This window comes from Bartonella sp. WD16.2, assembly GCF_002022505.1.
Taxonomy (GTDB): domain Bacteria; phylum Pseudomonadota; class Alphaproteobacteria; order Rhizobiales; family Rhizobiaceae; genus Bartonella.
In genome coordinates, this window is sequence record NZ_CP019781.1 from 1192759 (window position 1) to 1215513 (window position 22755).

Genomic DNA, 22755 nt, shown 5'->3' on the forward strand with positions numbered 1-22755 from the left:
TTTTCAAAAATTTTAATGAACTGGTTGACTATAATAAGATTTTCTAAAGACCGAACCAGCGCGCCAGTGTTTTTGAAATAGCAAAATCAACTTGGATTATATCTTATCAATGCAATTCCAAATAATTTACACAGGGTATAAAAACGTAATTTCATTAACTATGGTTTGTAGTTCACATACTAATCAATTCATTTTCACACAAAAACTCAACACGTTCATTGACATAATAAACAGATAAAATACATCAATAAAACTGTTGACACCTTTTTGGTAGAACTAAACAAGGCATGAAAACGGATTTTAACGTAACCTTTTACATTATAAAAATCGCTCTTGAGCGTTCCCACCTAATTTATGAAAAAATTATAAAATAATACAATATACTAAAAATGAAAACGGTGCCGCATGCCAGCGAATCAGTCCTTAGCAAGTAGAATCGAATCACATAAAAACGCACAAAGACGTGCTGCTGTATATAGCTTTTTATGATTCAGTAAGAAAATTAATGATTAAAGGAAGAATCTGATATCAAAAATTAGAGGCGGATTAAAAAGTTGTCTAGAAAGGAGAATTATAAGTGAGGGCGATTCACAGGTTAACAGTATCGTTTGTAACGACATCTCTTCTTGACCAGCATTAAAGCAACAGGGTAAGCATTGTGATGGAGCAGGCTTATGGCTGAATGTTCGAAAAGATAATACACGCGCTTGGTTTTTTCGTTATACATACTGCAATAAACACCATCAAATGGGGCTTTGGTTCTGTTACAAAAACTTCTTTAAAAGAGGCACGCGAGCTTGCTAGACATTATAGCGATATTCTTAAAGACGGCATGATTCTATCGTATTTCGAGAACAAAGCATTTTAAAATAACAAAGCAATATTTTTCAAGAAATTGCTTAAGCGGCTTTTGAAAGTAAAAAAGCTGAGTTAAAAAATGAAGGGAAAAATGGTCGTTGGTTTTCTCCACTAGAGTTACACGTTATTCCACATATTAGGTAATCTTCCTATAGAAAAATTAACAGCGAATATTATTCGTAATGTTCTTACTCCACTTTGGCATAAAAAAGGAGATACAGCGCGAAAAGTACTTAACCGTATCAATATTTGCTTAAAATATGCCGCCGCTCTTGGCTTGGATGTTGATTTACAAGCTTGTATGAAAGCACGCGCTCTTTTAGGAAAGTCACGCGCTATATCAACAAATATTCCTGCTATGCCATGGCGGGAAGTTCCGGCTTTTTATCAAAACTTAAATGATGATCTCCTTTCAAATTTAGCACTGAAATTACTGATTTTGACTGGAGTACGGTCATATCCCTTGCGATATTTGCGTCTTGAGCAAATTGATAAAAATATATGGACGATACCAAAAGAAAATATGAAGGGTATTGTAGGAAAAGTTTCAGACTTTCGCGTACCGCTAAGTAATGAAGTTTTAAGAGTCATTGAAAAAGCTCTCTCCTTTGAAAAAAAGGGTTTTCTATTTTCTGGTCTTAAAGGCACCCCGATTTCTGATGCAAGCATGGCAAAACATATGAAACTTTGTGGTTTAAAGTATCGTCCTCATGGTTTTCGCTCAAGCTTACGGGATTGGATAGCAGAAACAACATCAACACCATTTGAGATTGCAGAAACGGTCCTTGCTCATTCAGTTGGTAGTTCAGTGACAAAAGCTTACATGCGAACAGATTTTTTAGAACAACGACATGCTCTCTTAGAACAGTGGGCTACATTTATATCAGGAACGACTTGACACAATTAAGAGAATACGTTTATACACGGGCCAGGTGCTTGAAAAACACCTTAAAATACCAAGCGGATTGGTTGCCGAAATAATCAGTCTTCCGCACATATTATAAGGCTTTGACTCATTGTATGCATGTTGCATATAATGACCTCGTCGGGTGTAGTTATGCGATACAAGACCCTTATGGGGAAAGCATAACGACGGACTTGGTACCGTGTTTTTCAGCACCCGGCGCTCTTTTTGAGTGTCAATCAAAAACGTTTATTACCAAGGAGTTCATTATGAATACTCTCATAACAATATCAGAACAGACTGTTGGGCAGGAAACTGTTCAAACGGTCAACGCACGTGAGTTGCATGTGTTTTTGGAAGTCGGTAAAAAGTTTGCGGATTGGATTACTGAACGTATTAATCAATATGAATTCGTTGAAAACAGAGACTTTATAGTTTTTCCCGATTTTGGGAAAAACCCCCAAGGAGGCCGTCCTTCTAAGGATTACGCTATTACTTTAGACATGGCGAAAGAACTTGCCATGGTCGAACGTAATGAAAAAGGTAAGCAAGCTCGTCAGTATTTCATCGAATGCGAACGAAAAGCAAAACAGCCTTTAGACCTCGTAAGTGCTTTGCAGAATCCTCTTACAATTAGACAGCTTCTTTTAGAGAGCATTACACAATTGGAGGATTTAAGAACTGAGGTTAAAACACTTAAACCAAAAGCAGAAGCACTTGAAAGTTTAAAACGCTCTGACGGTCTGTTTGCTTTATATGAAGCTGCAAAAATGTTAGATGTACGTCCCACAGATTTTACTAAGCACTTACAGTTTCATAAGTGGGCTTATCGTAACTTTCCGGGTGGGCCTTTGTTACCTTGTCAGGATAAAATCAATAGAGGATTAATGGATTGTGTAATCCACCCCATTCAAAAATCAGACGGAACAAAAATGAGCGTTTCCAGTGCAAAAATCACAGTCAAAGGATTGGCATGCCTAAGAGAACAATTCCATGGAGGTGTGCAATGAGTAGTAACAGTGTCGACTTTTTATGTGATTTATGGATGTCCTTTTTTCAGTTTATCAATGGTAAAAATGCTGAAGAAGACTGTATTGCTCTGCTTGAAATTATGGACGTAATAGAAAAAGCTTTAATTGCAAAGCTTCAAAAAGAAACTCCAGATACTCTCAAGATACTGGCAGTTCTTACAGGTTTTGGCAATTCAGAACTTCCCCGAACATTGGATCCTTTGTTGAAAGCTTATAGTCCATGTTCAGATGGAGTATCTTATCAGCTATAAAATAAACCACACTCCCCTTCCTATCTTTAAAGATGGGGAGAGGATCTTTAAGCTTTTTCTCAAGATGTGTGTTCTTCATTTTGGGTTGGTGTTAGGCTAATTTGCAAATTTAAGGCACTCAAAACATTAAGAAAGGTTGAGAGTTTAGGATCACCTTTGTCGCTTAAAGAGCGATAAAGAGATTCTCGATTTAAACCTGTTTTGTTGGAAACGGTTGTCATTCCTTGTTTGCGCGCAATAATGCCCAATACATGTAAAACATAGCCACTATTTTGAGTTTCTAACGCATCTTGTAATAATTCTTTAAAATCCTCAGGAGTTTTAAAATACTCGCTAGCATCAAAGGGTGTTATTTTCATCATTGACCTCTTTTACTATTCGCAAGGCTTTTTCGATATCCTTTTGTTGGGTAGATTTATCACCACCATTAAGGAGTAGAATAATTTCTTGCCCTTGTTTTATAAAATAAACCCGATAACCGGGACCATAATTTATTTTTAATTCTCCAATACCGTGGAAATATTTAGCATCACCAAAAAGACCATATTCAAGACGCAAAATACGTGCAGCAGTTTTCTTTTGTGCTTGTCTGTCTTTTAAGGAATTTAACCACTTAGTAAAATGCAGAGTTTTCTTAATAATAAACATATGTAGTTTTTAAGCGACGTAAAAGATAATGTCAAACACAATCTTTTGTTCCAATGACAGCACATTTTCTTATTTCGTCAAATATGTTTTTTATGTATTTCCACTGAGGCAGTTTGGAGAGAGCGAGTGCAATTTGCCTTCTATGACACATGCATACATTAGCTTCAAAACAAGTAATTGCAATGCGTTTTCTGTCTAAAAAAAGTTGATTGCGCTTGTCCATAATTTGCTTAGAACCAAACGAATGAAATTATATCACAAAACAGTATTTACGCACTAATAATATTGACAATAAACTGTTTATTTTCAATAATTTATGCTGTTTTTTCTTTGGAAAAATGGACTATGTTATGCTATAGTAAAAATAGCTTTTCATATCCGTATTTCATTTCAATTATTTTCCTTAGAAAAGATATAAAACATGCTTAATAAAGTAATTTTAATCGGCTATTTGGGTACCGATCCAGAAAGCAGAACAATGCCTTCTGGAGTAGAAGTGGCAAATTTCCGTATAGGCACTTCTCAAAGTTATACAGATAAAACAACTTCTCAAAGAATAAATAAAACAGAGTGACATTCTATCGTTGTTTTAATCCCCATCTTGCAAAGGTTGCGCTGCAATATTTGAGTAAAGATTCCAAGGTTTACATTGAAGGTTAATTACAGACGCGTAAATGGCAAGATAAAAATGGGCAAACACACTACACAACAGAAATTGTCTTGCCGCAATATAGGGGTGAATTGAAGATCCTTGATAGTGTTCAAAAGTCTGATCCTGACATGATTGTTCAAAAGCAAACAATGTCATGGGAGAGCGATGGTCGAGAGTCTGTTAGAAACAACTTTGAATGACAGAATCCCATTTTAATTAGAAAAGTTAATTTATGAAGAAACGGAAAAAAAGGGGAAGGCCTAGAATATCTGGTCAAATAAGAGAACCCAATGGACGTATTTCACGTGCAAAAAAGCCTGATAAGTCTTCATATCAACAGACACTTGAAATGCGTGGCAAGCGTTATGGGGCGAGTATTCAAGATGCGAAAAACCCGCTTATGGGCACTTATGTAGGGCGGTTATATTTATTGGAAAAAAAGATTAATCAAGATCAGTATGATGCATCACAGCAGTATATTCAAGTGCGAAATGATTATCGGTGTGCGAAAGGATTGCCGGGGACAGTCCATGACGATGTAGCTTCTAATCGCAATCAAGATGGCCTTGAGAAGTGGGTTGAAATAACAACTGATCGTTATGAAGCTGTGCGAGACGTTATTAGAGAAGCACAAGGATTATATCGTCAGTATAACCTTCACGCTGCGTTACAGTATATCGTTATAGAAGACCAACAACTAGAACATCTTGTCAGTTCTCTATACATTGCTCTGAATGCTCTTCATAAGTTTTTTTCGCAAAAGCGTTAAAATAAGATACACAAACTTTCGAAAAAAAAGACATGACGTAAAACGTTTTTCTGTACAATGCGTTATACTTGTATTACAATGAACACAAGAGGTGAGGAATATGCTATGACAATATCTATTCGATTGCCAAGTGATCTTGAAACGCGTTTGAATAATTTAGCCCTTAAAACAGGACGTACAAAGTCTTTTTATTTGCGTGAGATTATTGAACAGGGAATAGAGGAAGCTGAGGATTATTATTTAGCTTCACAAGTAAGAGAACGTGTTCGAAAGGGAGATGCTACTTTTTATAGCTCTGAAGAGGTGAGGAAAGAGCTTGGCTTGGACGATTAGATATGAAAAAAAGGCTCTCAATTTTTTAAAAAAATGTGATAAAAAAGAAGCACGACGGATTGTTGATTTTTTAGATAAGCACATTGCTCTGCTTGAAGATGTGCGTGTAGTGGGTAAGCCTTTGAAAGGTCCATTATCAGGTTTGTGGAGATATCGTGTGGGAGATTACAGGATATTATGTGATCTCCACGATAAAGAGCTTTTGGTCTTGGTTTTGGCTGTGGGACATAGAAAAAATATATATAAAAACTAAAATAATCATTTGCGCTTAGAAAGTACCATATTTAGGTTGATTGAAATAAAAAATACCAGATTATGATTTTTTAGTTGACATGAGGGGAGAAATAGTATTTAATGACATTGCTGCGCCTAAAATTACAGAATTATGTGAATTTTTCTTGTTGTTAAAGTTTCTGAAAGCCCTGTGAATGCAGGGTTTTTTATTAAACAACTCAAATTTAGTCACTCCTATTTATTGACATACACTTATTAACCTCACTCTTCTTTCCTCCTGAGAGTGAGGTTTTTTTATATCTCAGTTTCTCCAAAGGAATAACCCATGGAAAAAGTACAAGTGGTCATCACAAGACCTATGTGTGTTCTTGGTGATAACAAAGCAACCGTTCGTTTTGAGCCTTCCACAAAAAGTAACCCATTCGTTGAGGTTTCTTATCAGGTTTATGATCGTCTCAAACGCGCTGGTGCTGCTAAGCTTTATCAACAATGGCTATCACAAACCGTTAATGAAAAACCTAAACCTAATGAACAAGAGGTTTCTATACCAGAACCTGATGAACAAGAGATCTCTGTAGATATCAGTACTCAAGAGGTTACACAGGTCGTTGAAGAAGTTGAACAAGCTGTTGATGAAAAACTAGAGCTTGGTAAGCAAGAGGTTTCTATACAAGAGTCTCATGAGCAAGAGGTCTCTACAGATGGAGATACTCAAGATACTGAACAGACTACTGAAGAAATTGAGCAAACGTCTATAAAAACCGACAAACAATCTCCAAAAGCAAAAACTTCTAAATCCTCGACGCGTACGACTAAAAAGGCTTAAACTGTGAAGTCAAATAGCCATGCAAAGCAAGTTGAACGCTTTGCTGAAACTGTTAAAAATTATATCACGCGCTTAACAAGCATTTTAGCAGAGCCAAATACTGAAGTACGGCAAGCTTTTGACAGTTTCTTAGCAAAATTGCGTGATGATTTAAATAACACGACCACAGAAGGCGATGCGATTGAAATGCTTGCACAGCATATTATCATGCTTCCTGTGTTTAAAGTGTTGTTTGAAGAATATCAGTTTACTCGTGAAAATCCTGTGTCACGTGCTATACAACGTGTGCTTGATGCGCTTAAGAAAGCTAACTTTGAGCAAGAATCTAAAGATCTTGAAAGCTTTTACGCTGGTGTAAAATTACGGGCCAGTGGACTTACCGATCCACAAGAAAAGCAAAACTTGATTTTAGAGATTTACGAAAAATTTTTCCGTTATGCATTTCCACGCACTGCTCAAAAACTGGGTATTGTCTACACTCCTATTGAGGTTGTAGATTTTATTATTCACTCAGTCGATGAAGTATTACAAACTGAATTTGGCAAAACACTTGGTTCACCTGGTGTTAAGATTATGGACCCGTTTACGGGAACGGGAACTTTTATCACACGACTTTTACAATCTGGACTGATTAAAAAAGAGGAGATGGAATATAAGTTCCGTCATGAGATTTATGCCAATGAAATAGTACCATTAGCATACTATATCGCGGGTATTAATATTGAAGCCACATATCATAGCATTATGGGTGGAGATTATGTGCCATTTGAGGGGCTTTGTTTAACCGATACATTCCAGCTTTATGAGCAGGGAAAAGATCAGATGAGTGATTTGAATAAAGCAAAACAGTAAATGTCAGTCACGTCAGGAAAAACAAGATATTTGTGTCATTATTAGCAATCCTGCTTACCCCTTAGAATTGTTTCAACGGGTGATTACTGTAAGTTTAGAAACAATGAAAATTGTTCATAATCTTCCAAAATTGGAAATGAGAGAAGTCAAAGATACTCAAAAAACTCTACACTAAAAAGGATTAGGTTTTGGGGTTAAAGATCCATGCCAAGTGGTATCTGCAACAGGCAGAAAATACTTTTACGAGTCTTCAAGCTCCACGTCTTCATTGGGCTTTGCGTAATGCTATTAACACTACGGCAAAGCAGGTTGAGCGTTTTGCAGAAAAGAAAGTTGCAGAGGATGCTTCAATTCCACCAAAGCGTGTTAAGAAAGGTGTCTACATTAGCGGTAAAGCCACAGCTAAATTTCTTGAAGCGGATATCATTGGTTCAGCTTCTCTACTCCCTCTTAAGATTTTTAAGACAAGGGAAACGAAACGTGGCGTGATTTATAAAATCTTCGGCAAAAGAGAAGTCATGCCCCATGGTTTTATCCGAGGAGGGAAATTTCCAGAGCGTGTCGATTTAAAAATGGGCGGACATGTCTTTATGAGAACAAGTGGAGATAAGTTCCCCATTGCAAAACAAGACGGTACCTCGATTGCTTACGTCATGTCTAAACCAAAGGTCTCAAGTTCTATTGAACACCATGCCCGTGAGAGACTAACCAAAAATATACAGAGCCAAATTGCTCGGCAAGAATATATGGTTAATCAAAAGGTCCCACGCTCTTAAACCATACCAATTACATACAAAGCATATGATGATGATTTTAATGTTTCAAACCAAATTATCGGAAGAAAAGTTTTTAAAAGGTACTTTCCAGTGGGGTAGGTGTGTTGCGGGGCAATCAAGCGCAACATATCGCTAGCGACAGAATTTTCAAATAACTGTACATTGTACACATAACCTATTGATAAATAACAATTTATATGCGTGCATTGTACAATGTTTCTATTTTATAACGGGATAGTCTCTAAGCCATTTGTTTAAATTTATCTATTTTAGCAAATTCGTCAGCTTTTTCAGTTTGTAGTACATTAACATCGTAAGCAGCTTGCATGTTAAGCCAGAACTCAGCTGTGGTATCAAAAAAATAGGCCAATCTTAGCGCTGTATCAGGAGTTATAGGGCTATTTTCAGCAACAATACGCTCTATCCGGGTACGTGGAACATTCAATGCTTTAGCAAGAGCATAAGCAGAAAGGGCATATTCTTTTAAATATTCTTCCCGTAGAATTTCTCCGGGATGGATCGCTATGTAATTTTTCATCTCAAACTCCTACGAATCAATGATAATCTACAATTTCAACTTTATAAGCACCGTTAAAATGCCACTCAAAACAAATACGAAATTGGTCGTTGATACGGATAGAATATTGACCACGGCGATTACCTTTCAATGCTTCTAAGCGATTTCCCGGAGGGCTACGTAGATCTTTAAGATTAACTGCTTTATCGAGCATAAATAATTTTCTTTGAACTATACGCATCAAAGCCACTGGAAAACCTTTCGGTAGCTTACCTTCCATAAGGTCTTTACATCGCTTATCTGCAAAGGTTTCAATCATCAGGTCACTTTCATTCATTAATTTACGTATCATTACATGATACTAATTTAAAAGAAAAAATCAATAATAAAAAATATTCAATCACGGTAAAACATGAATAAAAAGAATAGAGAAGGATTGTCAGCTCGAGCGTTTGCAAAGAAGATGGGCGTTTATCCTAATGCAGTTGTTTCTCGTTTTAAGATGGGGAAATTTAATGACGCACTTTATGATGACGGTTCTATCAATGAAGAATTAGCCACAGCTCTATGGAATGAGAATCCCACCAAGCGAGCCTATGTTGTGGGCGATGATGGAAAAGTCTCGCACAAAGACAAAGCAGTCCTCTATAGAAGGAGCTAATGAATACGAGATAAAACTTAAGAGAATGCAAGTTGCACTGAAACCTCCACCATATTCAACGTCACTTTCTTTGCAGTCCCCGCATACACCCCCGTACCCTTTCCTTCTCCCACAATCGTCACCCTTGTTAACTCAGTACTTGTCACCGATCCGCCCACCTTCACCCCATAAGTTTTCGCAAAACTAATCGTCCCCTCCTTTATCTCTAATGTCCCACTTCCCGCATATACCCCCATTGCTACCCTTGAAATACGTACATCCTCCATCGTCATCATTTTCCCCGCCATTATTACCCCAATCCCCGTCGCCCCATTACTTCCCCCTCCCATAATCTTCGTCCCTGTCAAACTAACCGTCACATCCCCCCACACGCCTACCCCATACCCATTCTCCTTAAACTGAATCTCTGTCCCACTCACCGTCAACGTTCCAGTTCCTATCATATCTATCCCCGTTTGCACCTCTCTTATCCACCCTCCTGTGATTGTCACCGTTCCACCAGTCGCATTCACCCCCATTTGTACCTTTGAAATCTCCACCATATTCATCGTCACATTTCCCGTCCCCTCCGCAGTTACCCCCGTACCACCCCCATTTCCCGTAATCACCGTCCCCATCAACTCAGCCGTCACATTATTTTGTATCTTCACCCCATATCCATCCGTAAAACTAATTGTCGTCCCCCCATCCATCACCAATTTCTTACCCCCCTCCATATTTATCCCCCACTTCACTTCTTTTATCGACCCTCCTGTGATCGTCATTGTTCCCGTCCCCTTCTTCACCTCTACCCCCAATTGTACCTTTGAAATATCCACATTGGTCATCGTCACATTTCCCGTCCCCGCCGCAGTTATCCCCGTACCACCCCCATTTCCCTTAATCTGCGTCCCCTTCAACTCAGCACTTGTCGCCGTCCCCGACACCTTCACCCCCGTCCCCCCATTTGTAACCGTAATCGTCCCCATATTCATCACCAACTGCCCTGCCGCCGCATTCACCCCCGTTTGTACCTGTGAAATATTGACACTGGTCAACGTCATCGTCCCCGAGCTCCTCATCTCCACCCCCGTTCCACTTCCCGTAATCTTCACCTCTGTCAATTTAGCCGTCGCATTATCCCTCACATACACCCCATGCGCCCCCGTAAACTCAATCGACCCTTCTGTCATCTCCAACCTCCCATTCCCCTGCACCCACACCCCCCGACTCCCTCCCGTAACCGTCACCCCTGTCAATTTAGCCGTCCCACTCCCCTCCATCCACACCCCCGTCCCATACATCCCCGTAACCGTAATCTTCACCCTTGTCAAATCAGCCGTCGCACTTCCCGACACCTTCACCCCCGTCCCACCATCTGTAACTGTAATCGTCGACGTACCATTTATCACTAACTGCCCATTTATCGCCTCCACCCCCGTCATGACCTGTGAAATACCCACACTGGTCAACGTGACTGTTTGCGAAGTCCCCACCATTACCCCCGTACCCTGATTTCCATCCTTTCCCGTAATTGATCCCCCCGTCATAGTAGCACTCCCTCCTGTTATATTAAGCCCCGTCCCATTCTCTCCCGTAATCGTCGTCCCCGTCATAGTAGCATTCCCTCCTGTTACCTTCACCCCCCACGTCTTCCCCTCAATCGACCCTCCTGTTATCACCAACTTTCCATTTGTCGCCTCCACCCCTGTTTGCACCCCTGAAACATTCACCGTATTCAACGTGACTGTCCCCGAGCTATCCATCTTCACCCCCGTACCCGTACTCTCAGCTTCCCCACTTCCCGTAATTGATCCCCCCGTCATAGTAGCACTCCCTCCTGTTATATTAAGCCCCGTCCCATACATCCCCGTAACCGTAATCCCCACCCTTGTCAAATCAGCCGTCGCACTTCCCGACACCTTCACCCCATACGCATACATCCCCTCAACCGTAATCGTCGACGTACCATTTATCACCAACTGCCCCTTTGTCGCCTCCACCCCCGCCATGAACTGTGAAATCTCCACCGTATTCAACGTGACCGTCTCCGAAGTCCCCGCATATACCCCCGTACTCCTACTCCTAGCTCCCCCAGTTCCCGTAATTGATCCCCCCATCATAGTAGCACTCCCTCCCGTTATATTAAGCCCCGTCCCACCATCTGTAACCGTAATCGTCGACGTACCATTTATCACCAACTGCCCCTTTATCGCCTCCACCCCCGTCATGACCTGTGAAATCTCCACCGTATTCAACGTCACCTTTTCCCCGCCCGCATATACCCCCGTACCCGTACCCTTTCCCGTAATCGTCCCCTCAAGCACCTTCAGCGTCCCACTCCCTGTTACCTTTGCCCCTGTTGTGACATTCTTCAACGTCACTTTAGTCAATTCCAACGTCCCACTTGATACCTCAGCCCCTGTTACTGTACCACTCCCATTAATAGTCAGACTCATCACATCAGCCTTCCCCGAGCCCTCCATCTTCACCACCGTACTCCCACCCCCACTTCCCGTAACATTTATAGTACCCCCTCCACTTACAGTAGCTTCTGCACTACCCTTAATCTTTATCGCTTCTGTCACCCTCTCAAAATTAACTGTCGTTCCCTTCCTCATCTCCACCTCTCCCCCTGTTCCACTCACCTCTATCCCCGTTACCGTAGTCATAGCTCCCTCCCCCCCGCTAATAGTCAGATCACCCCCATTACTCTGCCCTCTCTTATCAAAAACGACCTTTCCCCCCTTCTTCACCTCAATCATAACCCTCCCCCCATCCTTCCCTGCCTCAATCGCATTCTTCAACCCAAATGTCCCCCCATTTACCGTAATCACAGACCCTGAACCCTCAACCTCCATTACCTTCTGCACATCTGTAATACTAACATTCTCCTTCAACGTCAGCCTCGCCCCCTCTTCCACCCTAATCGCCGATTTATCACTACTCTTACTATCCGTAACCGTCAGCAGATTATCTCCTATCGTAATATTCGCCTCCGACCCCGTTATCTTCACAGCCTCCTCACCCTCATCAGGGTCACTCATATCTATTGTTCTCTCACCCTCCAGCACCCTTGTCCCACTGCTACTGTTACACACAATCTTCCCCTTAGCCTCATCATGATGCCTCGACAACAACCCCTGACTATCCTGAACCAAACCCATACAATTCTTCGTCTCCTGTACTTGAGCATATACTTTTTGAGATGTAATAAGAGCCAACCCAGCCACAATAGCCGTTGAGAGGACACATAAACAAACATGATGTTTTAAGACACGACGCATAACCATAACCCTACATCCTCTTTAAACCAATCCGATTAAAAGAGACAAACTGTTCATAAAAAAAGATAAAAACAAAATCATTCCTGAACGGCTTACCACAAACCTAAACGCCCCCCCTTAAACCCCCTTACAAAAAAACATAAAACATTAACAAAAGGCTCTCTAAAAATGCCCTAAAATACAAAGCCTAAAACAAAAAGACTACACCATCAAACCATCCGCCTGTCCGTTATCATTACCAATGATCATCACCTTGACTGCGGTAAGATTTGCACCTTTTCCTTCGACTTTGATGAATTTTGTAGAGTTAGCACCCCTCTTTACCCTTCTATCACCCCCATAGTTCATAATAACGCCATTGAGCACGACCTTCCCCGTTGAAAGACTGACAGCATGCTCTCCTTTAAACTCAATTTCCCCCTTCTTCATCCAGAATTCACCATTCAACACAGTAACCCCATTTTTGATATTAGAAAAGACCGCACTTTCTAACATCACCCGCCCCCCATTTTCCACATGAACCCCTTGTACATGACCATTTCCCTCGATTTTAATGCCCGTCCCCCTAATATCTGCTGTATTTAGAGCATTTCCTTTTGCCTCGACCTTTAAGAAAGTACTCTTGTCATTATCTCCTGTATACTTCATAGCGACATTAGTTAACAAAGCATGGCCCCGATTAAGATAGACAGCATGCTCTCCTTTAAAAGTCATCTCCCCACCCAGTACCTGTACAGCACCCTCTTTAATGGTCATCCCATTGTAAACATCAGTATAAGTTGGCTTCATCAATACAACCCGTCCACCCCTTATTACATGCAAGCCCTGCCCATGACCATTTCCGTTGATTGTTAGATTTGCTGCAACGACTACAGCCCTCTTTTCAGGATAGATCCTCTTCACAGCATTTGTAGTATCCTCTCCGGTAATTTTGATGAAATCAGCCGTAGGATTGTTTCCTCGATAAGTCATTTTGACCACCATTAAAGCAACCTGACCCTGGATAAGATCGATGCCGTGCTCTCCTTCAAATTCTATCGATCCTCCCTCCATGCGTACAGATCCATCTGTAATAGTCATCCCTTTTGCGACATTCCTCAAGGTAGTACCAGTCATCCACAACTGCCCATAACTCATCTCTACCCCCGTACCCTTATTACCACCAGGTCCTATAATATTAACACCATTTAACATGGCTTGCCCTAGAATAAGATTGATACCGTGCTCTCCTTTAAAAGTAATGGATCCTTTGTCCATCATCAGCAACCCGCTTACTACTCGTACCCCCATTCCAACCTTTGAAATATCTACTCCCTTCATCATTACTTTTCCCAAGTTACTTATCCCAACCCCCGTGCTTGTGCCATTATCAGATCCCATAATGCTGAAACCATTTAACAAGGCCTGTCCCCCTGATACACTGATGCCGTGCCCTCCCTTAAAAGTAATACCCCCACCAAACATAAGCACAGATCCGTCTGTGATAGACATACCACTTCTCACATTAGCAAAGGTTGTATTTTTCAACCCCACTGTTCCCCTCTTTGTAACCTTTAAGCCCTGCCCCTTGTCATTTCCATTGATAGTCACACCCAATGCCAAAACTGTTCCCCCTTCAACATTGATGAAGTTAGCGTTACTCCCCCTTTTACCGACCCTCCTGTCAACGTCATCAGAACCCTCACCCGTATAAGTCATGCTGACACCCCTTAAATCAACATTCCCCTGCTTGAGATGAATGCCGTGCTCTCCATCAAACTCTATTGATCCTTTTTCCATGTACACATCCCCGTTTTCGATAGTTATCCCTTTATCGACATCTCTTACACCTATCTTATACAAATCGAGCATCCCCTTCGACATAACTATCCCCGTTTGCACATTTGTTATCGACCCCTCTGTCATCACCAACCTTCCATCACTCACCCTTATCCCCTTTTCAACCTCTGAAATCTTCACCTTATCCAACCACACCTTCCCCCCCTCTGCATATACTCCCGTACCTTTCTTTTCTTCTCCCGTAATCGTTACATCCATCAAACTAGCATTCACCGATCCCTCCATATACACCCCATACCCATCTCCCTTTTCAAACTGAATCTCTGTCTTACCCTTCACCATCAACATCCCATCCCCTATCATAACGATCCCCTTCTCTACCTCTTTTATCGATCCCCCTGTGATCGTCACCGCTCCACCCATTGCAGTTACCCCCAATTGTACATTTGAAATATCCACATCGGTCATCGTCCCCGAGCTCCCCATTATTACCCCAGTACTCCCATCTCCCCCAGTTCCCCTAATCGTCACCTTTGTCAAAGTAGCACTCTTTACCTTCTCTTCCACATATACTCCAGCTCCATCCCCTATAAAATGAATTGTCGTCCCACCCTTCACCGTCAGATCCCCTGCCAACACCTCCACCCCCTTCCAAACCCCTTTTATCGACCCCCCACTAACCATCACCGTTCCCCCACTCACATATACCCCGTAACCACTTCTCCCTCCCTTAATTTGTACATTTGTCAACTCAGTACTTGTCGCCCCTCCTCCCATATACACCCCATACCCCCGCGTAAAATGAATTGTCGTATTATCCTTCACTTCCAACGTCCCCTTTCCCATCATAACGATCCCCGTTTGCACCTCTTTTATCGACCCTCCCTTCACCGTCACCCTTCCTTCCCCCCCGCATATACCCCGTAACCACTTTTTTCTCCCTTAATTTGTACATCCTTCAACTCAGTACTTGTCGCCCCTCCTCCCACATACACCCCATACCCCCGCGTAAAATGAATTGTCGTATTATCCTTCACCATCAACATCCCATCCCCTATCATAACGATCCCCTTCTCCACCTCTCTTATCCACCCTCCCTTCACTGTCAGATTCCCTCCCTCCGCATATACCCCCGTACCCTTACCCTCTCCCTCTCCCTTAATCGTTACCTCTGTCAACTCAGCCGTCGCTGTTCCTCCCCACACACCCACCCCATACCCATTCTCCGTAACCGTAATCACCGTCCCATCCTTCACCGTCAACGTCCCACTTCCAGACATATCTATCCCCGTTTGCACCCCCCTTATCCACCCCCCACTAACCATCACCGTTCCACCCTTCGCATACACCCCCTTACCCTTTCCATCAGTTCCCGTAATCGTCACCTTTGTCAACTGAGCACTTGTCACCATTCCTCCCACCTTCACCCCATACCCCCGCGTAAAACTAATTGTCGTATTATCCTCCACCGTCAACTTTCCATCCCCCATCATAGCTATCCCCGTTTGCACCTCTTTTATCTCCCCTCCTGTGATTGTCAGATTCCCTGCCTTTACCTCCACCCCCATACCAACCCCTGAAATACGTACATCCTTCATTGTCCCCGAGCTCCCCGCCATTATCACCCCAATCCCCTTATCCTTTCCCTCTCCCTTAATCGTTACCTCTGTCAACTCAGCCGTCGCTGTTCCTCCCCACACGCCTATCCCATGTGTCCCTTTAAAACTAATCCTCGTCCCATCCTCCACCTTTAACGTCCCACTTCCCGCCATATCTATCCCCATTTGTACATTTGTTATCGACCCCCCTGTGATCATCATCGTTTTGCCCCCCGCATACACCCCCGTACCCTTTCCTTCTCCCACAATCGTCACCCTTGTTAACTCAGTACTTGTCACCGATGCTCCCACTTTCACCCCATAAGTTTTCGCAAAATTAATTGTCGTCCCCTCCCTTATCACCAACTTCCCACTTCCCGCATATACCCCCATTGCTACCCCCGAAATATCCACCTTATCCATCGTCATCGTTTTCCCCGCCATTATCACCCCAATCCCCGTACTTGACCCATCACTTCCATTTCCCTCTCCCATAATCTTCGTCCCTGTCAAACTAACCGTCACATCCCCCCACACGCCTATCCCATGTGTCCCCTTAAACTCAATCTTCGTCCCATCCTCCACCTTTAACGTCCCACTTCCAGACATATCTATCCCCGTTAGCACATTTGTTATCGACCCTCCCTTCACTGTCAGATTCCCCCCCTCTGCATGTACCCCCATACCCTTTCCATCAGTTCCCTTAATTTGTACATTTGTCAAAGTAGCACTCGTCACCTTCTCTCCCACTCTCACCCCGTGCCCATTCTTAAACTGAATCTCTGTCCCACTCACCGTCAACGTCCCACTTCCAGACATATCTATCCCCGTTAGCACATTTGTTATCGACCCTCCCTTCACTGTCAGATTCCCTGCCCCCGCATACACCCCCATACCCTTTCCATCTCCCCTAATCATCACCCCTGTCAAAGTAGCACTTGTCACCGATCCTCCCACCTTCACCCCATGCGTCCCCTTAAACTCAATCCTCGTCCCATCCTCCACCGTCAACGTCCCACTTCCCGCCATATCTATCCCCATTTGCACATTTGTTATCGACCCTCCCTTCACTGTCAGATTCCCCCCTCTGCATGTACCCCCATACCCTTTCCTTCTCCCCTAATCATCACATTTGTCAAAGTAGCACTTGTCACCGCTGTTCCCACCTTCACCCCATGTGTCCCCGTAAACTCAATCCTCGTCCCATCCTTCACCACCAACGTCCCCTTTTCCATCTCTATCCCCGTTTGCACCTCTCTTATCCACCCTCCTGTGATTGTCACCGTTCCACCAGTCGCATTCACCCCCACTTGTACCTTTGAAATCTCCACCATATTCATCGTCACACTTCCCGTCCCCATCGCAGTTACCCCCGTACCACCCCCATTTCCCGTAATCACCGTCCCCATCAACTCAGCCGTCACATTATTTTGTATCTTCACCCCATACCCCCCCGTAAAATTAATTGTCGTCCCCCCCTTCACCACCAACTTCTCACCCCCCGCCATATTTATCCCCATTTGCACATCTGTCATCGACCCTCCTGTGATCGTCATTGTTCCCGTCCCCCCCTCCTTCATCTCTACCCCCAATCGTACATTTGAAATATCCACACTGCTCATCGTCACCTTTTTCCCCTCCGCATATACCCCCTTACCCGTACCCTGACTACTTCCACTTCCTTTAATCGTCACCATTGTCAACTCAGCACTTGTCGCCGTCCCCGACACCTTCACCCCATACCCATTCCCCGTAAACTCAACCGTCCCCATATTCATCACCAACTGCCCTGCCACCGCATCCACCCCCGTTTGTACCTGTGAAATATTGACACTGGTCAACGTCATCGTCCCCGAGCTCCTCATCTCCACCCCCGTTCCACTTCCCGTAATCTTCACCTCTGTCAATTTAGCCGTCGCATTATCCCTCACATACACCCCATGCGCCCCCGTAAACTCAATCGACCCTTCTGTCATCTCCAACCTCCCATTCCCCTGCACCCACACCCCCCGACTCCCTCCCGTAATCTTCACCTTTGTCAATTTAGCCGTCCCACTCCCCTGCACCCACACCCCCGTCCCACTTCTCCCTCCCGTAATCGTCCCCCCATTCATCTCCAACCTCCCACTCCCATCCACCTTCACCCCATAGGTCTTCCCTTCAATCGACCCTTCTGTTACCTTCAGTATCCCCTTTGTCACCTCCACCCCCGTCATGACCTGTGAAATACCCACACTGGTCAACGTGACTGTTTGCGTAGTCCCCACCATTACCCCCGTACTCCTACTCCTAGCTCCCCCAGTTCCCGTAATCTCTCCCCCCGTCATAGTAGCACTCCCTCCTGTTATATTAAGCCCCGTCCCATAACTCCCCTCAACCTTAATCGTCACATCTGTCAAAGTAGCACTCTTCGCTGTCCCCCCCACCTTCACCCCCGTCCCATTCTCCGTAACCGTAATCGTCGACGTACCATTTATCACCAACTGCCCCTTTATCGCCTCCACCCCTGTTTGCACCCCTGAAACATTCACCGTATTCAACGTGACCGTCTCCGAAGTCCCCGCATATACCCCCGTACTCCTACTCCTAGCTCCCCCAGTTCCCGTAATTGATCCCCCCATCATAGTAGCACTCCCTCCCGTTATATTAAGCCCCGTCCCACCATCTGTAACTGTAATCGTCGACGTACCATTTATCACCAACTGCCCATTCTTCGCCTCCACCCCTTTTGCAAATTCCGAAATCTTCACACTGGTCAACGTGACTGTCTCCGAAGTCTCCGCATATACCCCCGTATCTGCTCCATCCTTTCCCGTAATCGTCCCCTCAAGCACCTTCAGCGTCCCACTCCCTGTTACCTTTGCCCCTGTTGTGACATTCTTCAACGTCACTTTAGTCAATTCCAACGTCCCACTTGATACCTCAGCCCCTGTTACTGTACCACTCCCATTAATAGTCAGACTCATCACATCAGCCTTCCCTGAGCCCTCCATCTTAATCCCCGTACTCTTTCCCGTAATATTTATAATTCCCTCTCCTCTTATATTAGCCGTCCCACTACCCTTAATCTTTATCGCTTCTGTCACCCCTGTAAAACTAACTGTCGTTCCCTCCTCCACCTCCACCCTTCCCCCCCCATCATTAATCAATACCCCCGTTACCGTAGTCATAGCTCCCTCCCCCCCGCTAATAGTCAGATCACCCCCATTACTCTGCCCTCTCTTATCAAAAACGACCTTTCCCCCCTTCTTCACCTCAATCATAACCCTCCCCCCATCCTTCCTTGCCCCAATCTTATCCTTCAACCTAAACGTCCCCCCATTTACCGTAATCACAGATCCTTTCCCCTCAACCTCCATCACCTTTTTCACATTTGTAATACTAACCTTCTCCTTCAACGTCAGCCTCGCCCCCTGTTCCACCCTAATCGCCGATTTATCACTCCTATCACCATTTTTAACCGTCAGCTTATCATCTCCTATCGTAATATCTGTATTCGGCCCTATTATCTTTATAGCCTCATCATCACCCTCATTAGGGTCACTCATATCTATTGTTCTCACACCAGTCAGCGTCCTTGTCTTAATCCCACTATCACACACAATCTTCCCCTCCCTCTTATCATGATGCCTCGCTAAAACCTGACTATCCTCAACCCAACCCATACAATTTTGTTGTGCTTGAGCATATACTTTCTGAGATGTAATAAGAGCCAACCCAGCCACAATAGCCGTTGAGAGGACACATAAACAAACATGATGTTTTAAGACACGACGCATAACCATAACCCTACATCCTCTTTAAACCAATCCGATTAAAAGAGACAAACTGTTCATAAAAAAAGATAAAAACAAAATCATTCCTGAACGGCTTACCACAAACCTAAACGCCCCCCCTTAAACCCCCTTACAAAAAAACATAAAACATTAACAAAAGGCTCTCTAATAAATGCGCCAAAACACAAAGCCTAAAACAAAAAGACTACACCTATAAAACACAAACCGTAAAACAAACTCGCCTAAAAATTACGCGATAAATCATACACAAAAACAAAAAAACCGTACGTTCAAAAATTCCATGATTAAAACACTATCATACTCAGAAAAGGTAGAATCCAGCTACCTGCATGCATTTATAAAGTATCAACATGACTTTCATATTGCCTTACTCACATCAACCATTCATTCCTCAAATGCTGTGCAACAAACCTTCAACTTTCCTGAAATTACTCAACCGTATATACATTATCAAAACTTGACATTTTTATTCTTCTCCAATGCTTCTTCTATAGATATAAACCATAAACTTCGTCGAGAAATTGATACTTCTAAGATTAACAAAAAGTGCTACATACTCTTTGACAACGTCTATTTCAATTAAAACTGTCGTAAAACTATTGGCCACTTCTTTAATTTAGCATACCGAAAAACAAAGGCCACAACACCACGCTCTCTATCAAAAAATAACTAAAATTACTGTTTTAACAAATATCACAAACGTAATGGCATAAAGTATTTCGCAAACCACACAATTTCTCGGTAAATAAGACATCTTCAACATCTTATATATGCACCGCTTCTCGTGACAAAAGTTGGTGTAATATTTCAGATTCTTTAAATATGACTAGCTTTTAATAATGCCCTGGCAATCTAGTATAACAAGACCAATACCAAGTATTTAAACACTATATAAATAAGAAATTAGAAGATGTAATATGTTATTGATAGTGGAGTAACAATATTTTTGCCATCAGCTTATTACTTGAAAGAAAATAAAGCATTTAATCTCTTAGCATCTGTGCAAAAAATATGATCATTTCCACATCCATTATTGATTAATCAAACATTGAAAGATATTCTTTTTGGGTTATTTTCACTCTGCACACAAATCTTATCAACAGCAAATATTGTGTGGCAAAACGAAAAATAAAATTTTGCTATCATTACAATCCCGCAACAAACATTTAGCACCTTTGGTGAAGACATTAAAACAATATTTAATAAAAACTAATCTTTCATGAAATTACTAACTCAAACAAATTTAGTATAAAACCGAATAAAGTGATGTGTTATTAATACTTGAATTTTCTTGTATAATTAAATTGGGAATAGTTGCACAAATTAAATAGCATTTTATTCAAACAGGTACAAAAACAGCATACTACTAAACGTAGAGAAATAGATAAAACCGCTTCTTTTTCAAGATGTACAGATCAATATTAGAACTAACACAGTTATTATTTATCGTTTTTGTACCATGAGCTAAACAAAACCATTATTACCATGGAAATTTTAGAACTACTCATAAATAATTATGAAAAAGTATAGTGCCATATATTTAATTTCAATTAGAAATTAATCCTAAATTTCCTTCTGTTTCAAAGCCATTCGGTCTTTTGTAAAAGTAAAAAATGAATACAATAAAACATTAGTGCCAGTTTATTTACAAACATTTTATGTTTTTTATACTCATTTATCAACTCTTGTACTAGTTATCTTTTAAATTTATGAGCACGTTTGCGAGTTTTATATTTCTTTAAAAGTAATTTTTATACTTCACATACATTTTGGACTTACGAATTGCACAATTTACCTTAATCAAACAATGTAAACTTTCTGGAATATCACTAATAAGACGTTTTATATTCATTTGCTTACGAATTTTCTTTGTGCTAACCTTAATTAATCATCGTATCGATATAACAATACTGGGGGTATCATGATATGTCAATTGACAATTTATAGTAATTAAAATTTTATATTGTAAATAAGACCTTGATCAGAGAGTCGAGTAAATAGTTTGCCTTTCTTGCACATATGAATTAAAATTTTAAAAAATAACTCCATTATATTGAATGCATTTTGCAATTTATTTACTCTCTATTTGATAATGAATTTATGATATCTGATACATTTTCTCTCGCTCTTTTACCTTTAGGTGCTCATGAATATCACGGAAATCACCTTCCCTTTGAAACTGATTGGATTATTGCTGAAGCTTTTGCAAAAGCACTCATTTTACAAGTAAAAGAACAATTTCATATTAAACTATTACCGGTAGAAAAAATTGGCTATTCTATAGAACATATGGATACTCCTGGCACACAAACACTCACCTTTTCTGACGCCATAAAACGTTGGATCAATATCGGTGAAAGATGCTACCGTAAAGGTATTAAGCGTTTTCTTTTTCTAAATGCTCATGGAGGCAATTCACCTTTAATGAGTATTGTCATTACCGAATTACGAAAACGATTTTCAATGCTCGCAGTGGCAACAAGCTGGCATCGCTTTGGTCTACCGGAAGGTTTAATAGAGCCATCTGAGCACCACCTTGATATTCACGGAGGATTTATTGAAACTTCCTTAATGCTCTATTTGGCTCCAGAAAAAGTACAAATGGAACAAGCAGAAAATTTTTATAATAAGCAAGCTGATATGATCGCTAATTATCAATATTTACGTGCCTATGGACCTCATGCTTTTGGATGGATAATGCGTGATATTAACCCACGAGGAGGAGCAGGAAATGCAAGTAAGGCAACACCCAAAGCAGGTGAGGCAATTTTTTCTCATGTTCTTTGCGGACTTCGTGATTTACTCGATGATATAAATAAATTTAAAATAAGTACATTACAATGATTCGGTATAGAAAGATCCGAAATATACCGTAAGGTAGAGTGTACTCTAGCGTTTTTGTAATTACTAAATAATGCATCAACGTTTATACAAACATATAAAACACCTATTTCCTATTTTTGCTGTTTTATCCCACAAAAACATTAAAACAATCACCCTATA

General features: G+C 41.8%; 16 protein-coding genes and 4 pseudogenes. 12 read left to right on the forward strand and 8 right to left on the reverse strand.

Going from position 1 to position 22755, the window contains the following annotated elements; all coding sequences use genetic code 11:
• The first annotated feature begins 586 nt into the window (after window positions 1-586).
• The 3 genes and pseudogenes from BWD162_RS05045 (at window position 587) to BWD162_RS05055 (ending at window position 3044) form a co-directional block, all read left to right on the forward strand.
• Window positions 587-1756, forward strand: a pseudogene (locus BWD162_RS05045) (tyrosine-type recombinase/integrase).
• A 275-nt stretch (window positions 1757-2031) separates the two neighbouring features.
• Window positions 2032-2772: an antA/AntB antirepressor family protein gene (locus BWD162_RS05050; RefSeq protein WP_078705699.1), complete on the forward strand. Its 741-nt coding sequence runs from the start codon at window positions 2032-2034 to the stop codon at window positions 2770-2772.
• Window positions 2769-3044, forward strand: a complete 276-nt coding sequence (locus BWD162_RS05055) for a hypothetical protein (protein ID WP_078705700.1) — start codon at window positions 2769-2771, stop codon at window positions 3042-3044. The genes BWD162_RS05050 and BWD162_RS05055 overlap by 4 nt, the downstream gene beginning before the upstream one ends.
• 59 nt (window positions 3045-3103) lie before the next feature.
• Here the strand turns inward: BWD162_RS05055 and BWD162_RS05060 are convergent, their stop codons facing one another.
• Together BWD162_RS05060 and BWD162_RS05065 are read right to left on the reverse strand one after the other, a co-directional pair.
• Complete coding sequence (locus BWD162_RS05060) at window positions 3104-3403, reverse strand: addiction module antidote protein (RefSeq protein ID WP_078705701.1); 300 nt, start codon at window positions 3401-3403, stop codon at window positions 3104-3106.
• Complete coding sequence (locus BWD162_RS05065) at window positions 3384-3692, reverse strand: type II toxin-antitoxin system RelE/ParE family toxin (RefSeq protein ID WP_078705702.1); 309 nt, start codon at window positions 3690-3692, stop codon at window positions 3384-3386. Before BWD162_RS05065 ends, BWD162_RS05060 begins: the two co-directional genes overlap by 20 nt.
• 421 nt (window positions 3693-4113) lie before the next feature.
• On the opposite strand from BWD162_RS05065, the pseudogene ssb reads away from it, so the two are divergent.
• The 7 genes and pseudogenes from ssb (at window position 4114) to BWD162_RS05105 (ending at window position 8134) form a co-directional block, all read left to right on the forward strand.
• Window positions 4114-4544 (forward strand): annotated as a pseudogene (ssb, locus tag BWD162_RS05075) (single-stranded DNA-binding protein).
• Window positions 4545-4576: 32 nt separating this feature from the next.
• Window positions 4577-5113 (forward strand): hypothetical protein, encoded by a 537-nt coding sequence (locus BWD162_RS05080; RefSeq protein WP_078705704.1) that lies wholly within the window; start codon window positions 4577-4579, stop codon window positions 5111-5113.
• Between the two features lie 105 nt (window positions 5114-5218).
• Window positions 5219-5446: a type II toxin-antitoxin system RelB family antitoxin gene (gene relB, locus BWD162_RS05085; protein ID WP_010703919.1), complete on the forward strand. Its 228-nt coding sequence runs from the start codon at window positions 5219-5221 to the stop codon at window positions 5444-5446.
• The gene (locus BWD162_RS05090; RefSeq protein ID WP_078663354.1) at window positions 5430-5699 is read left to right on the forward strand and encodes a type II toxin-antitoxin system RelE family toxin; all 270 of its coding nucleotides are present in this window, start codon (window positions 5430-5432) and stop codon (window positions 5697-5699) included. The genes relB and BWD162_RS05090 overlap by 17 nt, the downstream gene beginning before the upstream one ends.
• Before the next feature lie 306 nt (window positions 5700-6005).
• Window positions 6006-6506 (forward strand): hypothetical protein, encoded by a 501-nt coding sequence (locus BWD162_RS05095; RefSeq protein WP_078705705.1) that lies wholly within the window; start codon window positions 6006-6008, stop codon window positions 6504-6506.
• A gap of 42 nt (window positions 6507-6548) precedes the next feature.
• Window positions 6549-7416, forward strand: a pseudogene (locus tag BWD162_RS05100) (N-6 DNA methylase); the annotation flags it as partial.
• A 130-nt stretch (window positions 7417-7546) separates the two neighbouring features.
• Window positions 7547-8134: a hypothetical protein gene (locus BWD162_RS05105; RefSeq protein WP_078705706.1), complete on the forward strand. Its 588-nt coding sequence runs from the start codon at window positions 7547-7549 to the stop codon at window positions 8132-8134.
• A gap of 241 nt (window positions 8135-8375) precedes the next feature.
• Here BWD162_RS05105 and BWD162_RS05110 read toward each other — a convergent pair whose 3' ends face one another.
• Together BWD162_RS05110 and BWD162_RS05115 are read right to left on the reverse strand one after the other, a co-directional pair.
• Window positions 8376-8672, reverse strand: coding sequence for a HigA family addiction module antitoxin (locus tag BWD162_RS05110; RefSeq protein WP_010704172.1), 297 nt, complete (start codon window positions 8670-8672; stop codon window positions 8376-8378).
• 16 nt (window positions 8673-8688) lie between these two features.
• Window positions 8689-9003, reverse strand: coding sequence for a type II toxin-antitoxin system RelE/ParE family toxin (locus tag BWD162_RS05115; protein ID WP_078705707.1), 315 nt, complete (start codon window positions 9001-9003; stop codon window positions 8689-8691).
• A gap of 60 nt (window positions 9004-9063) precedes the next feature.
• On the opposite strand from BWD162_RS05115, the pseudogene BWD162_RS05120 reads away from it, so the two are divergent.
• Window positions 9064-9355 (forward strand): annotated as a pseudogene (locus BWD162_RS05120) (hypothetical protein); the annotation flags it as partial.
• Here BWD162_RS05120 and BWD162_RS05125 read toward each other — a convergent pair.
• The 4 genes from BWD162_RS05125 to BWD162_RS05140 all read right to left on the reverse strand — a co-directional run bounded on the left by BWD162_RS05125 (window position 9330) and on the right by BWD162_RS05140 (window position 19740).
• A complete protein-coding gene (locus BWD162_RS05125) occupies window positions 9330-12584 on the reverse strand; it encodes a right-handed parallel beta-helix repeat-containing protein (RefSeq protein ID WP_078705708.1) in 3255 nt (1084 codons plus the stop codon). The pseudogene BWD162_RS05120 and the gene BWD162_RS05125 overlap by 26 nt on opposite strands.
• Window positions 12585-12779: 195 nt before the next feature.
• On the reverse strand, window positions 12780-15254 hold the full coding sequence (locus tag BWD162_RS05130; RefSeq protein WP_153300993.1) for a hypothetical protein: 2475 nt from the start codon (window positions 15252-15254) through the stop codon (window positions 12780-12782).
• Window positions 15251-17026, reverse strand: coding sequence for a right-handed parallel beta-helix repeat-containing protein (locus tag BWD162_RS05135; protein WP_078705710.1), 1776 nt, complete (start codon window positions 17024-17026; stop codon window positions 15251-15253). The genes BWD162_RS05130 and BWD162_RS05135 overlap by 4 nt, the downstream gene beginning before the upstream one ends.
• Before the next feature lie 2 nt (window positions 17027-17028).
• A complete protein-coding gene (locus BWD162_RS05140; RefSeq protein ID WP_078705711.1) occupies window positions 17029-19740 on the reverse strand; it encodes a right-handed parallel beta-helix repeat-containing protein in 2712 nt (903 codons plus the stop codon).
• 2112 nt (window positions 19741-21852) lie between these two features.
• Between BWD162_RS05140 and BWD162_RS05145 the strand changes: the two genes are divergently transcribed.
• Window positions 21853-22596: a creatininase family protein gene (locus BWD162_RS05145; RefSeq protein WP_078705712.1), complete on the forward strand. Its 744-nt coding sequence runs from the start codon at window positions 21853-21855 to the stop codon at window positions 22594-22596.
• The last annotated feature ends 159 nt before the right edge of the window (window positions 22597-22755 follow it).